Below are 12671 nucleotides of genomic sequence, written 5' to 3'. Positions count from 1 at the left end.
AGTGAATGATGTCATCTGTAACTACGCCGAGCGCCGCACGATCCTCCTTCAGCTTCGGTCGAATCTGGGATCAGTTTGGTATGCTGGTGGTCTTCGCCGTGTTGTTCATCGGCTGCGTGATCTTTGTTCCCAACTTTGCCTCTTTCGTCAATATGAAAGGGCTGGGGCTGGCGATTTCCATGTCGGGAATGGTGGCCTGCGGCATGTTGTTCTGCCTGGCCTCCGGGGATTTTGATTTGTCAGTCGCTTCGGTCATTGCCTGCGCCGGTGTGACGACGGCGGTAGTGATTAACCTGACCGAAAGCTTATGGATTGGCATTGCCGCCGGGCTTTTGCTGGGTGCTGTCAGCGGGTTGGTAAATGGTTTTGTTATTGCGCGTTTGAAGATCAACGCGCTGATCACAACTCTGGCTACCATGCAAATCGTCCGTGGGCTGGCCTATATTATTTCCGATGGTAAAGCGGTTGGCATTGAGGATGAACGTTTCTTTACTCTGGGTTATGCCAACTGGTTGGGGCTGCCAGCGCCAATCTGGCTGACGGTTGCCTGCCTGATCGTCTTTGGACTGCTGCTGAATAAAACCACCTTTGGCCGCAACACGCTGGCCATAGGGGGCAATGAGGAGGCGGCGCGACTTGCAGGGGTGCCGGTTGTTCGTACCAAGATCATCATCTTTGTTCTTTCAGGTCTGGTATCGGCGGCGGCGGGGATTATCCTGGCTTCGCGCATGACCAGTGGCCAGCCTATGACCTCAATTGGTTATGAACTGATTGTGATCTCGGCATGTGTCCTGGGCGGCGTATCGCTAAAAGGCGGGATCGGTAAGATCTCTTATGTGGTGGCCGGGATCCTAATCCTGGGTACCGTGGAGAATGCGATGAACCTGCTGAATATTTCGCCATTCTCACAATATGTAGTCCGCGGGGTGATATTGCTGGCAGCGGTTATCTTCGACCGATACAAGCAAAAAGCGAAACGCGCGGTTTAATTGCGCGCAACTTTTAAGTCTACATCATAATGTGCCGCCGGCGCCCGCTGCGCTGGCGGTGACTATCAAAAATGGCGAGGCTGGTCACACTGTCTATACTTACATGGCTAACAATTAGTTAACAACCAGCGTAATGCTGGCCATGATAAGGAGGAACACAGGGTGGCTGACCAGATATCTGTACCGCCTGAGCTAACCGGAAACCACGCATTTTTTCTGGATCTTGACGGCACGCTTGCCGATATCAAACCTCATCCCGATCAGGTTGTTATCCCCGAAGACGTCCTTCAGATGTTGCGATTACTGGCACAGCGACAACATGATGCTGTGGCATTGATTTCAGGGCGCTCACTAACAGAGCTTGATGAACTAACCCGTCACTGGCGACTGCCGCTTGCCGGCGTCCACGGGGCTGAACGCCGCGATATCAATGGAAAAAGGCACGATGTATCACTGCCGCCGGCATTGAGCCGTGAGGTCGGCGAAGCATTAACTTCGGCGCTACAGGCGCTGCCTGGCAGTGAACTGGAGGATAAAGGCATCGCTTTTGCGCTGCATTACCGTCAGGCACCACAACACCAGAGCGCCATCCTGGCGCTGGCGCAGGATATCGTGCAGCGTTATCCGATTCTGGCCATTCAGCAAGGGAAGTGTGTCGTTGAGATCAAACCACGTGGCATTAACAAAGGTGAAGCAATCGCCGCGTTTATGCGGGAAGCGCCTTTTGCGGGACGAAAGCCGGTATTTATCGGCGATGACCTGACTGATGAGGCGGGTTTTACTATGGTTAATCAATTAGGCGGAGTATCGATTAAAGTTGGACAAGGCGACACACAGGCGCGCTGGCGGCTGGCGAATGTTGCCGCCGTACATCAGTGGTTACGCCATGTTGTCGGCAATATGCAAAGCCTGGATGTATTCACTAACGGGAGGGATGACCATGAGTCGTTTAGTCGTAGTATCTAACCGTATTGCAACGCCAAATGATAAAAAGGCCAGCGCAGGTGGCCTGGCGGTGGGTATTTTAGGTGCGCTGAAAGCGAGCGGCGGCACGTGGTTTGGTTGGAGTGGGGAAATCGGTGATGATAGCCAGCCGTTGAAGAAGGTGAGTAAAGGGGATATTTCGTGGGCCTCATTCAACCTTAGCGAAGAAGATCACGAGCTCTACTACAATCAGTTTTCCAATGCGGTGCTATGGCCCGCATTTCACTATCGTCTCGACTTAGTCAATTTTCAGCGTCCGGCGTGGGAGGGGTATCTGCGGGTTAACGCCGCTGTGGCGCAAAAGCTGCTGCCGCTGCTAGCCGATGACGATATGGTATGGGTTCATGATTATCATCTGTTGCCATTTGCCAGCGAATTACGCAAAAACGGTGTGAAGAACCGCATTGGTTTCTTCTTACATATTCCGTTTCCAACGCCTGAAATATTCAATGCGTTGCCCCCGCATGCCGAACTACTTGAGCAGCTGTGTGATTATGACCTTTTGGGCTTTCAAACCGAAAACGACCGGCAGGCGTTTGTTGATTGCGTCGCCCAACAAACTACCTTGTGCGAAGTGGGTCACCAGCAATACCGTGCCTGGGGTAAGACGTTCCGTACTGCGGTCTATCCAATAAGCATCGAACCTCAGGAAGTCGCGCGCAGCGCCAGCGGGCCGCTGCCGCCGAAGCTGGCTCAGTTGAAAGCTGAACTGAAAGGGGTGAAGAATATTTTTTCCGTTGAGCGCCTGGATTACTCCAAGGGGCTGCCGGAGCGTTTTCAGGCTTACGAAGCGCTGCTGGAAAACTACCCCCAGCATCGTGGGAAAATTCGCTATACCCAGATAGCGCCCACTTCGCGGGGTGATGTACAGGCTTATCAGGATATCCGCCACCAACTGGAAACCGCCGCGGGACGCATCAACGGCCACTATGGTCAATTGGGGTGGACGCCGCTGTATTATCTGAATCAGCACTTCGATCGCAAACTGCTCATGAAGGTATTTCGTTATTCCGACGTGGGCCTGGTCACACCGCTACGCGACGGCATGAACCTCGTGGCCAAGGAGTTTGTCGCCGCGCAGGACCCTGAAAACCCTGGGGTGTTGGTGCTATCGCAGTTCGCTGGCGCGGCTAATGAACTGACTTCCGCGCTCATCGTCAACCCCTACGATCGCGATGAAGTGGCGGCGGCGCTGGATCGCGCGCTAACGATGCCGCTTGCCGAGCGAATTATTCGCCATGGCAAAATGCTCAAGGCGATCGAGAGTAATGATATTGATAACTGGCAGGCGCAGTTCGTTGCCGATCTAAAGCGGGTAAAGTCGCCTGAAGATAGCTGCCAGCAGCCAACCGTAGTTACTCCCTCCGCGTAGTCAAAACGGCTGATGCTTCGGCATCAGCTTATTCCAGGGAAACCAACAGCACATCGACGCCGCTGCTGCCGACGATATTCTTCGCTGAACAGGTAGCGCGGGAAAACAGGCTCTGGTTGTGGTTGCCGCAGATGACCAGGTCGACGTGATGCTGAAGGCAAAAATCCTTCACGTGGTGGCAAAGTTCGCCGCTGGCGATGGTCATTTTGCTGATAGGGTAGTCCGCCTGGGCGGCGAGTTCATTAAGAAAACTACGGGTCTCCTCCTGCATTATCTCTCGCAAATTTTCCATCATCGGCGCGGCGAACTGATTATACATTTCCGGATCTGTCGCCAGCGTAATCAGGCTGACCTGCGCATTGGACGGACGTGCGATAGACACCGCTTTATTGACCAACATGCGGCTTTCCGGCGTTGGGGCGACGGCGACTAACAGATGAGAGTAGGGCATCTAGCCTCCTTGAGATACGCAACGGGACCTTTCTTCCTTCTTTACTCCTAATTCCATTTTTCCACAAGGGTTATTCGCGCGGTTAAAAACGCCTTTCTCCGACCGTGTGGTATCAGATTCTGGCAGCCGACTCGCAAAAATGATTCTCTCTTTTGCTTTAAAAGAAACGCTGTTTTATAAATCGGTGACGCATGTTGCCCGCCCCTTTGTTTTTTTGCCACTGAATGATTGGTACTGGCAAAAACGCAAAGGTAAGCCGGTTTTCATGATCTTACTGTAGCCATGTATCCGCAAAACTTCGGTATAGCCCGTGGTAAGGCCGAAGTTATCTAATAAAAAGAGACAGGATTTACGGCGATGAAAACACGAAAAATCGGTTTGGCTAATTATCTCGCCTATGGTTCCGGCGATTTTCTCGGCGCGGGAACCACCGCGCTGACCGCAGCATGGCTACTCTATTTTTACACCACCTTCTGCGGGCTATCGCCCATTGAGGCGACGCTCATTTTCGCCACCGCGCGCGTGCTCGACGCGGTCGTCAGCCCGCTGATGGGCTTCTTAACCGATAACTTTGGCTCTACCTGGCTGGGTAAGCGGTTCGGCAGACGCAAATTTTTTATTTTGCTCGGTATTCCCTGCGTTTTTAGCTACTCAATGATGTGGGTAGGCGATATGGGGTTCTGGTACTACCTCGCAACTTATCTGCTGTTTGATATTGTCTATACCATGATTCTGGTGCCCTACGAGACGCTGGTACCGGAGATGACCGATGATTTCAAACAGAAGACCAAATTTTCCGGCGCGCGTATTTCCATGGCGCAAATGTCGGCGATATTAGCCTCGTTTTTACCGGGGATCCTGCTCACCCAACTGGGTAAAGATAACGCCAGCTCATTTTTTTATGCGAGCCTGGTCTTTTCGGTCCTGTGCGCGCTAATGCTGACCTTCGTCTGGTTTTTCACCTGGGAACGTCCGCGGGAAGCGTGGTCTGAAGCAGCGTTACGCGCGGAAGAAGAAAAGCGCAACTTAACGCTCGCGCAGAGTCTTAATCGCCTGTTTATTGAGCTCAGCTCTACGCTGCGAATTAAAATCTTCCGTCAGCATCTTGGTATGTATCTGGGCGGTTATATCGCTCAGGACGTGTTCAACGCCGTGTTTACCTATTACGTGGTCTTTGTGCTGATGCAGGACGCTTCTGTCGCCTCTAACTTACTCGGCACGATGGCTATCTTCCAGTTCATCGCGGTTATCGCCATGATCCCGCTCTGCATTCGCTTTGGCCCGGCGCCTTCATATCGCATGGTAGTGGTGCTGTTTGGTTTGAGCTCTCTCTCTTATGCGGTGCTCTATTACGCGGGGCTAAGCGACGTCTATTCATTATTACTGCTCATTTCCGCTATCGCGGGTCTCGGACGCGGCGGCATTAACTACGTGCCGTGGAATACTTACACCTATATTGCCGATGTCGACGAAGTCATTACCGGCCAGCGTCGGGAGGGCATTTTCGCCGGTATTATGACGCTGACCCGCAAAGCGTCGCAGGCGGGGGCGGTGATGCTGGTTGGCATTATCATGCAACTATCGGGCTTTGTCTCCGGGCAAAAAATTCAGCCGGCAGGCGTCAGTCATACCATTCTGTTGATCCTTAGCGTCGGTACGTTGGTGGTGCTGGCCTGCGGCTTCCTGGTCTCCCTGCGCTTTAAACTCAATCTGCATACGCACAGCGTGCTCCGCGCCGAGACGATGGTGATGCGTGATATCGGTTACGCACAGCCCGAGCGGGCGACAGCGGAAAACCGCGCGGTGGTTGAGCAGCTGGCGGGGATGCCTTACGACTGCCTGTGGGGTAATAACAACATTGGCTACCTGAATCGCAATAAACCTGCCGCCCCGGCGCTGAATCAGGGCGGCACTTTGAATTCGACATATACCAGAGGTTAAGAACATGAAAGTTTGGCCGGTCAAACATAGCCCATTACTGCGTCAGCCTGAGCGCTTTATCGCTCGCAGCGAGCTGCAGGCATTGATCCGTAATGTGACGCAAAACCTGGTGAATATTAAGGATGACAACGGGCAGTTTTTACTGCGGCTGGACGATGGGCGAGTCATCGATACCAAAGGTTGGGCCGGTTGGGAGTGGACCCACGGCGTTGGGCTGTACGGCATCTACCAGTATTATCAACAAACCGGCGATACCGCGATGTGCGATATCATTGACGGCTGGTTCGCCGATCGCTTCGCCGAAGGTGCAACCACCAAAAACGTTAATACCATGGCGCCGTTTCTGACGCTGGCTTATCGCTATGAAGAGACCGGGCGCCAGGAGTATCTACCGTGGCTCGATAGCTGGGCCGAGTGGGCGATGCATGAGATGCCGCGCACCGAGCAGGGAGGCATGCAGCACATTACCCTGGCGGAAGAGAACCATCAGCAGATGTGGGATGACACGCTAATGATGACGGTGCTGCCGCTAGCCAAAATCGGTAAATTACTAAATCGTCCGCAATACATTGAAGAAGCAACCTATCAGTTCTTGCTGCATGTACAGAACCTGATGGACAAAGAGACAGGCCTGTGGTTCCACGGCTGGAATTACGACGGTCGGCACAACTTTGCGCGTGCGCGCTGGGCACGGGGTAACAGCTGGCTCACTATCGTGATCCCTGACTTCCTTGAGCTGGTGGATTTGCCAGAGGGGAGTGCGGTGCGCCGCTATCTGCTACAGGTACTGAATGCGCAAATTGCCGCGTTAGCGAAATGTCAGGATGAGAGTGGGCTCTGGCATACCCTGCTCGACGATCCGCATTCCTATCTTGAAGCGTCGGCGACGGCGGGCTTCGCTTACGGCATCCTGAAAGCGATACGTAAGCGTTATGTCGGGGCGGAGTACACCGAGGTTGCCGAAAAGGCGATACGCGGGATTGTGCGAAATATTTCACCAGAGGGGGAACTGCTGCAAACCTCGTTTGGTACTGGGATGGGCTCCGATCTCGATTTTTACCGGCAAATTCCGCTCACCTCGATGCCGTACGGCCAGGCGATGGCGATTCTTTGTCTGACGGAGTATCTGCGCAAATATTTCTGATAGCGGCATAGATTCCCCGGCCGCGTTGCGCGTACCGGGGCGACTAATAAAACAAACCCGGCTTTCACCGGGTTTGTTTTTTACATCCGCTCTACGGTCTCAATGCCCAGAGTATCGAGGCCCAACTTCAGCGTCTTCGCCGTCAGCAACGCCAGTTTCAGGCGGCTATTACGGGCCTCTTCGCTTTCGGCGCTGAGGATCGGGCAGTGTTCGTAGAAACCAGAGAACAGACCGGCCAGATCGTACAGGTAGGCGCACATTACGTGCGGAGTACCTTCACGGGCGACGACGGCCAGCGTTTCTTCGAACTGCAGCAGGCGGGCAGCCAACTGCGCTTCGCGATCTTCACTAATAACTACCGGTGCGGCAGCCAGCGCGCTTTCGTCGATACCGGCTTTACGGAACACCGACAGCACACGGGTATAGGCATACTGCATGTAAGGCGCGGTATTACCTTCGAACGCCAGCATGTTGTCCCAGTCGAAAATGTAATCGGTAGTGCGGTTTTTCGACAGATCGGCATATTTCACCGCGCCAATACCCACCGCATTGGCCAGTTTTTCCAGCTCATCGGCCGGCATATCCGGGTTCTTCTCAGCCACCAGGCGGCGTGCGCGCTCCAGCGCTTCGTCCAGCAGATCGGCCAGTTTGACGGTACCGCCGGCGCGTGTTTTGAACGGTTTACCGTCTTTACCGAGCATCATGCCGAACATGTGATGTTCCAGCGGTACGGATTCCGGTACATAGCCGGCTTTACGGACGATAGTCCACGCCTGCATCAGATGCTGATGCTGACGAGAGTCGATGTAGTAGAGCACGCGGTCGGCATGCAGCGTTTCATAACGGTATTTTGCGCAGGCGATATCGGTAGTCGTGTAGAGGTAGCCGCCATCCTTTTTCTGGATGATGACGCCCATCGGTTCGCCTTCTTTGTTTTTGTATTCATCAAGGAAGACCACGGTCGCGCCTTCGCTCTCGACGGCCATGCCTTTTGCTTTCAGATCGGCAACGATCCCCGGCAGCATCGGGTTGTACAGGCTTTCACCCATCACATCATCGCGGGTCAGGGTGACATTCAGGCGATCGTAGGTGATCTGGTTTTGCGACATGGTGATGTCGACCAGTTTGCGCCACATCTGCAGGAAGTACTCGTCGCCACCCTGCAGCTTAACCACGTAGCTACGCGCGCGCTCGGCGAATGCTTCGTCTTCGTCATAGTGTTTTTTCGCTTCGCGGTAGAAACCTTCGAGGTCGGCCAGCGCCATTTCGCCGGCGTTTTCCTGCTGCTGCTTTTCCAGATAAGCGATCAGCATCCCGAACTGGGTACCCCAGTCACCAACGTGGTTGGCGCGGATAACGCGATGGCCGAGGAATTCCAGAGTACGTACCGAGGCATCGCCGATGATGGTTGAACGTAGATGGCCGACGTGCATCTCTTTCGCCACGTTCGGCGCGGAGTAGTCAACAACGATGGTCTGCGGCTGTGGTTTCGCCACGCCCAGGCGCTCGGACTGCAGCGCGAGATTGACGTTGTCCGCCAGGAAGGCTGGATCGAGGAAAATATTGATAAAGCCCGGTCCGGCGATTTCGACTTTATTGGCAATGCCGTTCAGATCGAGATGAGACAGTACCTGCTCTGCAAGTTGTCGCGGCGCCATGCCCAGTTTTTTGGCCACCGCCATCACGCCATTGGCCTGATAGTCGCCGAACTGAACTTTTGCTGACTGGCGGACCTGAGGTTCGCAATCGGCAGGCGCGCCTGCCGCGATCAGGGCCTGGCTGACTTTTTCTGAGAGAAGAGCCTGAATATTCACCGGAATACCTTACTTTTAAGGCGCGAGAACCCCTGTGGGGCGGCGCCGGAACATGGACAAATTAAGGCGGGAGTATACTGCATTTGCGCCCCGTCGTCAGCACCACACGTAAGTTGCCGGGCAGCACGCTTAATCAATAACCATTCGTTGTTTCGGCGCGCGGATTGGCGGTTGGTCGGGGCGGCGAAACAGGATAAATTAGCCTTTTTAGCGATCACCGAGGCGCAAGATGGCGAACTGGCAGCAAATTGATGAACTGAATGATATTTCGGCGGATTTACCGCGTTTTAGCGATGCGCTGCAAGCGCTGGCCGAACGGTTGGGATTGGAGCTTGCGCCGCTGGACGCCGACCATATTTCGCTGCGTTGTCATCAAAATACGACGGCGGAGCGCTGGCGGCAGGGGCTGGAGCGTTGCGGCACGTTACTATCGGAAAATATCATTAATGGCCGCCCCATTTGCTTATTTAAGCTTGCCGAACCTATCTGTGTCGCCCACTGGCGCTTTACGGTTGTGGAGTTGCCCTGGCCGGGTGAAAAACGTTACCCGCACGAAGGCTGGGAACATATCGAAATCGTTTTGCCGGGTGACCCGGAAACCCTCAATGCTCGCGCGCTGGCCTTGCTTTCCGATGATGGACTCAGCCAGCCGGGGCTTTTCGTGAAAACCAGTTCGCCGAAAGGGGAGCGTGAACGTTTGCCGAACCCGACGCTGGCGGTCACGGACGGCAAAGTGACCATTAAATTCCACCCCTGGTCGATCGAGCAAATCGTCGCCAGCGAGCGATCCGATACTTAACAGTGTGAAGCCGCGCGGCGTCTGCGGGGAAAAATCGTGACATGCTGTGTTGCCCGTGATGAAAATGGAGAAGGAATCGATGTTACTGGAAGTTTGCTGCTATAGCATGGAATGCGCGCTGGAGGCGCAGCGTTGCGGCGCCGATCGCATTGAACTTTGCGCCGCGCCGCAGGAGGGCGGGTTAACGCCGTCGTTGGGCGTGCTGCGTTCGGTGCGAAACAATATCTCGATTCCGGTTCATCCGATTATCCGTCCGCGCGGCGGCGATTTTTGTTACACCGACGGCGAGTTTGCCGCCATGCTGGATGATGTAGCGACGGTCAGAGATCTGGGTTTTGCTGGCCTGGTGATCGGCGTACTCGATGCTGACGGCCAGGTGGATATCCCCCGCATGCAAAAAATTATGGCGGCGGCGGGGCCGCTGGCGGTGACCTTCCACCGGGCCTTTGATATGTGCGCCGACCCGCGTCAGGCATGGCATTCGCTTGCTGAACTGGGGGTTGCGCGTATCCTCACTTCTGGACAACGGCCAACGGCGGAGCAAGGTCTTGCAAAAATTATGGAACTAATTGCGCTGGGCGATACTCCAATCATTATGGCCGGAGCGGGAGTGCGGGCTGCCAATCTGCAAAAGTTTCTGCAGGCAGGCCTCAAAGAGGTGCATAGCTCTGCGGGGCAGTGGTTGCCATCACCGATGCGCTTTCGTAATCCGGGGTTATCGATGTCCACCGACGCAGATGCCGATGAATATTGCCGCTATGCCGTTAACGGCGAGGCGGTGGCGGAAATGAAACAAATTATTTCAGCCGCGCGGGATTAGCCCGCGAAGCTAACCGTTTTTTGCTGCACATCATGTCGCCCAATATGATGATTGCCCGTACCAGGCCCCTGCAATTTCAACAGGGGCCTTTTTTTATCCCGCGAGCGTCAGTAGTCGCTCGAGGTCAATTACGCTCTGGCCGCGGCTGCTTTTTTCGCCAGTGACTGCTGCGTCTCTGGTTTAGTGGCGACGATCACCGCGCGCAGCGGCGCGGGATAACCTTCCAGCGTTTTGCTGCTGTCATGTGGATCGAGGAAGTCGGCGAGTGATTCCGTCGTCATCCATTCGGTGCGGCGCTGCTCTTCGCTGGTGGTGACGCAGGTATCAACAATGCGCACATCGATGAATCCGCACTTCTCCAGCCACTGTTTTAGCGCGGCGGCGGAAGGAATGAAATAAACGTTACGCATTTGCGCGTAGCGGTCGCCGGGCACCAGCACGGTGTTCTCATCACCTTCAATGACCAGCGTCTCCAGTACCAGCTCGCCGCCGGGGGCTAACTGATCTTTGAGCTGCCACAGATGATCCAGCGGGGAACGGCGGTGATAGAGCACACCCATCGAAAAGACGGTATCAAAGGCTTCCAGCGCCGGCAGTTGTTCGATGCCTAGCGGCAGCAGGTGCGCGCGCTGATCGTTGCCGATGAGTTTGCGTACCGCTTCAAACTGGCATAAGAACAGCTGCGTTGGGTCGATACCGACCGCCAGATGCGCGCCGGCGCCAATCATCCGCCACATGTGATAACCACTGCCGCAGCCGACATCGAGGATAGTACGACCGGTGAGATCGGAAAGATGCGGCAGCACGCGTTCCCATTTCAGGTCGGAACGCCATTCGGTATCGATATTAATGCCATACAGCGAATAAGGGCCTTTACGCCACGGCATCAGGTTTCGCAGCAGATTCTCAATTCGCAGCTGGTGGCCTTCGCTGAGTGGCGTTTCGCTTTCCGCCGTGACGCTATGCAATAGATCGAGACGCCAGGGCGCCAGCTCGGGCAGAAACTCAACGGCGCGTTCCCATTCGCGAAACTTGCCGTGCAGCGCTTCGCGTTGCCAGGCCGCGACCTGAGCGGGCAGCGTTTCCAGCCAGTGGGAGAGCGGTCCTTTCGCGATCAACTGATAAAAATTACTGAAGTCGATCATGCCCGTTCCTCGGATTTAACCGCCACCAATGAACCAAAATTAAAGCACTGGAACCACAGTTCGGCATGTTCAAACCCCGCCTGGCGCAGTCGTGCTTTGTGGGTTTCCACTGAATCCGTCAGCATGACGTTTTCCAGCATGCTGCGCTTCTGGCTGATTTCCAGTTCGCTATAGCCATTGGCGCGTTTGAAGTCATGGTGCATGTTAAACAGCAGTTCGCCGACGTTGGCATCTTCAAAGCTGAATTTTTCGGAAAGCACCAGCGCGCCGCCCGGATTGAGCCCTTGATAGACTTTATCCAGGATCGCCTGACGTTCGCTCGGCTCGAGGAACTGAATAGTGAAGTTCAGCACGACCATGGAGGCATTTTCAATGGCGATATGGCGAATATCGCCCTCAATAACCTCAACCGGCGTCGGCGCTTTATAGGCATCAATATGACGACGGCAGCGTTCTACCATCGCCGGGGAGTTATCAATGGCGATAATTTTGCATCCCGGATGCGCGATATTGCGACGCACGGAAAGCGTCGCGGCGCCGAGCGAGCAGCCGAGATCGTAAACCTGAGTGTTTGGCTGAACAAAACGCTCAGCCAGCATGCCGATCATCGAAATAATATTGGAGTAACCAGGAACAGAGCGCTGGATCATATCCGGGAAGACTTCGGCTACCCGTTCATCAAAGGTCCAGTCGCCGAGACTGGCGATCGGCGCGGAAAAAAGCGTGTCGCGGTGAGACATAACGTTAAACCCGAAAAAACGAAAACGGCGTATTGTGCGCTAACGCAGGGAGAAAACCAACTCCCAGGGCATATACCACAGGTTAGCCAGCACCATCAGCAACAGCGAGCACCAGGTGGCGCTCATTCCGGAACGCCGCCAGCGGAACAGGCGATGATGGAAACCGTACGAGTGCATCAGGCGTCCGGCAATCAGCAAAATACCGCAAACGTGCACCATCCAGGTTAGCGCGCCGTTCATTTCCATGAACAACAGCAGAATGAGCCCAATGGGGACGTATTCCACCGCATTGCCATGAACGCGAATAGCGACCTGTAGTTCACTAAAACCACCGTCGCCATAGCCGACGCGATACTGCATGCGCAGACGTACCACGTCGAAGGAAAACTTGATTAACAATAACGCACCCAAAACCGCATACAGCGCGCTGACCATACCCAAAACTCCCTTTAATTATGTCAGGTGGCTCCGA

At 54.7% G+C, this 12671-nt stretch carries 12 protein-coding genes; 7 read left to right on the top strand and 5 right to left on the bottom strand.

Features of this window, described 5'->3' with window-relative positions; all coding sequences use genetic code 11:
* The first annotated feature begins 8 nt into the window (after nucleotides 1–8).
* The 3 genes from araH (at nucleotide 9) to otsA (ending at nucleotide 3345) form a co-directional block, all read left to right on the top strand.
* Nucleotides 9–989 carry an L-arabinose ABC transporter permease AraH gene (gene araH / locus AC2CGP_RS05150; RefSeq protein WP_015365969.1) on the top strand — a complete coding sequence of 327 codons (981 nt, stop codon included), beginning with the start codon at nucleotides 9–11 and terminating at the stop codon, nucleotides 987–989.
* Nucleotides 990–1151: 162 nt separating this feature from the next.
* Entirely contained in the window at nucleotides 1152–1955 is an 804-nt protein-coding gene (gene otsB / locus AC2CGP_RS05145; protein WP_015365971.1) for a trehalose-phosphatase, read from the top strand.
* Nucleotides 1930–3345, top strand: coding sequence for an alpha,alpha-trehalose-phosphate synthase (gene otsA / locus AC2CGP_RS05140; RefSeq protein ID WP_015365972.1), 1416 nt, complete (start codon nucleotides 1930–1932; stop codon nucleotides 3343–3345). Before otsB ends, otsA begins: the two co-directional genes overlap by 26 nt.
* A 28-nt stretch (nucleotides 3346–3373) precedes the next feature.
* Here the strand turns inward: otsA and uspC are convergent, their stop codons facing one another.
* Nucleotides 3374–3796, bottom strand: coding sequence for a universal stress protein UspC (uspC, locus tag AC2CGP_RS05135; protein ID WP_015705964.1), 423 nt, complete (start codon nucleotides 3794–3796; stop codon nucleotides 3374–3376).
* A gap of 357 nt (nucleotides 3797–4153) precedes the next feature.
* Between uspC and AC2CGP_RS05130 the strand changes: the two genes are divergently transcribed.
* Both AC2CGP_RS05130 and bglB read left to right on the top strand, forming a co-directional pair.
* Nucleotides 4154–5737 (top strand): MFS transporter, encoded by a 1584-nt coding sequence (locus AC2CGP_RS05130; protein WP_049033707.1) that lies wholly within the window; start codon nucleotides 4154–4156, stop codon nucleotides 5735–5737.
* Nucleotides 5738–5741: 4 nt separating this feature from the next.
* Nucleotides 5742–6881, top strand: coding sequence for a beta-galactosidase BglB (gene bglB / locus AC2CGP_RS05125; protein WP_205460659.1), 1140 nt, complete (start codon nucleotides 5742–5744; stop codon nucleotides 6879–6881).
* A gap of 80 nt (nucleotides 6882–6961) precedes the next feature.
* Here the strand turns inward: bglB and argS are convergent, their stop codons facing one another.
* Nucleotides 6962–8695, bottom strand: a complete 1734-nt coding sequence (gene argS, locus AC2CGP_RS05120; protein ID WP_015365977.1) for an arginine--tRNA ligase — start codon at nucleotides 8693–8695, stop codon at nucleotides 6962–6964.
* 229 nt (nucleotides 8696–8924) lie between these two features.
* Between argS and AC2CGP_RS05115 the strand changes: the two genes are divergently transcribed.
* Nucleotides 8925–9494, top strand: a complete 570-nt coding sequence (locus AC2CGP_RS05115) for a VOC family protein (protein ID WP_484502290.1) — start codon at nucleotides 8925–8927, stop codon at nucleotides 9492–9494.
* Between the two features lie 79 nt (nucleotides 9495–9573).
* Nucleotides 9574–10314, top strand: coding sequence for a copper homeostasis protein CutC (gene cutC, locus AC2CGP_RS05110; RefSeq protein WP_015365979.1), 741 nt, complete (start codon nucleotides 9574–9576; stop codon nucleotides 10312–10314).
* Between the two features lie 128 nt (nucleotides 10315–10442).
* On the opposite strand, the gene cmoB is transcribed toward cutC, so the two are convergent.
* The 3 genes from cmoB to AC2CGP_RS05095 are packed head-to-tail and all read right to left on the bottom strand — an operon-like array spanning nucleotide 10443 to nucleotide 12634.
* Nucleotides 10443–11459, bottom strand: coding sequence for a tRNA 5-methoxyuridine(34)/uridine 5-oxyacetic acid(34) synthase CmoB (gene cmoB, locus AC2CGP_RS05105; RefSeq protein ID WP_015365980.1), 1017 nt, complete (start codon nucleotides 11457–11459; stop codon nucleotides 10443–10445).
* Nucleotides 11456–12199: a carboxy-S-adenosyl-L-methionine synthase CmoA gene (gene cmoA, locus AC2CGP_RS05100; protein WP_015365981.1), complete on the bottom strand. Its 744-nt coding sequence runs from the start codon at nucleotides 12197–12199 to the stop codon at nucleotides 11456–11458. Before cmoA ends, cmoB begins: the two co-directional genes overlap by 4 nt.
* A 39-nt stretch (nucleotides 12200–12238) precedes the next feature.
* A complete protein-coding gene (locus AC2CGP_RS05095; protein ID WP_015365982.1) occupies nucleotides 12239–12634 on the bottom strand; it encodes an MAPEG family protein in 396 nt (131 codons plus the stop codon).
* Between the last annotated feature and the right edge of the window lie 37 nt (nucleotides 12635–12671).

Source organism: Klebsiella sp. SYXHC3 (assembly GCF_057196925.1).
This window is presented reverse-complemented; position numbering and strand designations above follow the sequence as displayed.